Raw genomic sequence first — 3,030 nt, 5'->3', positions numbered from 1 at the left:
GGAGAAGTCGCCGAACGACAGCACGCGTACCGCCGGGCCGTAGTCCTCGCCCTCCAGCGACACGGCGCCGGACGCCTTCGCCTCCTCCGGCGCCATGACCTCCACGCGACGCGGCGCGTCGGTCAGGATCCACTCGTTGACCAGCCGCTCGACCGCGGCGAGTTCGTCGGCGGCCGGCGGGCCGGGGTGGGTGAAGTCGAACCGCAGCCGCCGCGGCTCGACCAGCGAGCCCGCCTGGCGCACGTGCGGGCCCAGCACCGCGCGCAGCGCCGCGTTCAGCAGGTGCGTCGCGGTGTGGTTCGCCGCCGTGTCCGCGCGGGAGGCCGGGTCCACCGTCAGCGACACGGTGTCGCCGACCCGCAGGACGCCCGCGCGGACGCCGACCCGGTGCAGGTGGCCGCCGCTGTCGTGCACGACGGTCTCGGTGATCTCGCCCAGCGCCCCGTCGCGGCCGAGCACACGCACGGTGCCGCGGTCGCCGACCTGCCCGCCGCCCTCGCCGTAGAAGGGCGTGCGGTCCACGATCAGGTCGGCGTCGGAACCGGCCGCGACCGCGTCCACGGTCGTCCCGCCCGAGAAGAGCGTCGGGACCGTGCCCTCGGCCCACAGGGTGTCATGGCCGAGGAACTCCGTCGCGGGACGGCTCACGACCGAGGCGGGCAGCACGTCGTCCACCCGGAGCCGCTGATCCGCCCTGGTGCCGCGGCTGAGCTCCCGGTGCCGCCGCAGCGCGTCGTCGAACTCCTCGCGGTCGAGGCTCACGCCCCGTGCGGCGGCCAGGTCACGCGTGATCTCCACCGGCAGTCCGTACGTCGCGAACAGGTGGAACGCGTCCGCGCCGCTCACCCGGCCGTGCCGGGCGACGACCCGGTCGAGCCGGTCGAGGCCGCGCCGGACGGTGTCGCCGAACTCGTCGCGCTCGGCGAGGATCGCCGCGGTGACCGCCGCCCGCTCGCCGACCATGCGCGGGTACGTCGGGCCGAGCGACCGCACGACCGCGTCGACGATCGGCTCGAGGTCGAAGCGCTCCCGGTGACGGCCGATCGCCATGGTCACGCACTTGCGGATGAGGCGGCGCGGAATGTAGCCGCGGCCCTCGTTGCCCGGCCGGACGCCGTCGGACATGATCGCGACGGCCGCGCGCATGTGGTCGGCGATCACCCGGTGGTGGTGCAGGATCTCGCCGCCCTCGCCCAGGACGTCCTGGACCGTACGGACCAGCGGCGCGAGGAGGCTCGTGTCGTAGACGCTGCCGAGGCCGTTCAGCGCCAGTTCCATGCGCTCCAGGCCCGAGCCGGTGTCGACGCTGGTGAACGGCAGCGGCCGCAGCACCCCGTCGAGGCCCTTGTCGAACTGCATGAACACACCGGCGTTCCAGATCTCGATGTAGCGCCGTTTCGTGTCGAACGCGCCACCGGGCACGTACGCGGGGCCGAACTCCTCACCGGTGTCGAGGAAGACCTCCGTGCACGGCCCGCAGGGACCGCTCTGGCCCGCCGGGCCCCAGAAGTTGTCCTCCGCGGGCAGCGCGACGATGCGGTCGCGCGGGATGCCGACCCGCTCCCAGGCCCGCGCCGACTCCTCGTCCGCCGGCAGGCCCAGGGCCTCGTCACCGCCGAACACGGTGACGAGGAGACGCCGCGGGTCCAGGCCGAAGTCGCCGGTCAGCAGCGCGTACGCGAGCTCGACCGCGCGCTCCTTGAAGTAGTGACCGATCGACCAGCTGCCGAGCATCTCGAAGTAGGTGATGTGGTGACGGTCGCCGACGTCGTCGATGTCCTTGGTGCGGACGCAGCCCTGGACGTCGCACAGGTCGGGCGCGGGCGGGACCTTCTCGCCGGTGAAGTACTTCTTCAGCGGTGCCATCCCGGCGTTGACGAACAGCAATGTCGGATCGCCCACCGGCACGAGCGAGGCGCCCTCGATGCGCCGGTGGCCGTTGCGTTCGAAGAAACGCAGGAAGGTCTCGCGAATGGTGTCGCCGTCCGTCGCGGGCACCGTACGGCCCTCCCTCCGGCGACCGGAGTCCGGCCGTCCAGGTCGTTCACGTCTTTGCGGCATCGTAGGAAGGCGACGCTCGCGGACACGAACGAATTTCCCCGCCGGAAGGCCGCCGGTCGGAGCCCGGCCGCTCTGGTCCGGCGTCCCGCGGGGTCCTACGGTGGCGATGTTCGCGTGATCGGCGGCCGACGGGGGAGCCCATGCCCGAGATCTCGTCCCTGCGTCCGGGTGACCCCCGGAAACTCGGCCGTTACCGTCTGGCGGGGCGCCTCGGCGAGGGCGGTCAGGGCGTCGTCTACGCGGCGACCGGCCCGGACGGTTCCCGGGTGGCGCTGAAGGTCCTGCACGCCGAGTGGGCGGCGGACGAGCGGGTGCGAGCGGGCCTGGCCAAGGAGGTCGCGGCGGCCCGGCGGGTGGCGCCGTTCTGCGTCGCCCAGGTGCTGGACGCGAACCTGACGGAGTCTCCCCCGTTCGTCGTCACGGAGTTCGTCGACGGTCCCACGCTCCTGCAGTCGGTACGGGCCGAGGGCCCGCGGTCGGGTCCGGCGCTGCACCGGCTCGCGGTGGCCACCGCGACGGCGCTCGCCGCGATCCACGAGGCCGGCGTCGTGCACCGTGACTTCAAGCCGGCCAACGTGCTGCTCGGCGCCGACGGCCCACGCGTGATCGACTTCGGCATCGCCCGGACGCTCGACGGCGGTCCCACGCTGACCGGCGGCATCGTCGGCACGCCGGCGTACATGGCGCCGGAACAGTTCGAGGAGCGGACGATCGGGCCGGCGGCCGACGTGTTCGCCTGGGGCTGCGTGATGGTGTTCGCCGCGTCGGGCGCCCCGCCGTTCGGCGGGGGCAGCCTCGCCGCGATCAGCAACCGCGTCCTGCGGGGGAGTCCCGGCCTCGGGCCGCTGTCGGGGCCGCTGCGGGACCTCGTCCTCGCGTGCCTGGCCAAGGACGAGCGGGCGCGCCCGTCAATGCGCGACGTGCTGATCTGGCTGCTCGGCCGGCCGGACGCGGCACGGGCGCCGATCG

General features: G+C 73.7%; 2 protein-coding genes. One reads left to right on the top strand and one right to left on the bottom strand.

The features are described from left to right. Positions 1-1,998: alanine--tRNA ligase (gene alaS, locus ACFFNX_RS46515; protein ID WP_378212771.1), on the bottom strand; the 1,998-nt coding region annotated here is incomplete at its 3' end. Positions 1,999-2,201: 203 nt separating this feature from the next. Between alaS and ACFFNX_RS46510 the strand changes: the two genes are divergently transcribed. Then, a partial coding sequence (locus ACFFNX_RS46510; protein WP_378212769.1) for a serine/threonine-protein kinase occupies positions 2,202-3,030 on the top strand: 829 nt, incomplete at its 3' end.

Source organism: Actinoallomurus acaciae (assembly GCF_042429965.1).
In the GTDB taxonomy this organism is placed as follows: domain Bacteria; phylum Actinomycetota; class Actinomycetes; order Streptosporangiales; family Streptosporangiaceae; genus Actinoallomurus; species Actinoallomurus acaciae.
The sequence above is the reverse complement of the archived record's forward strand: the minus strand, read 5'-3'. Positions and strand labels throughout refer to the sequence as shown.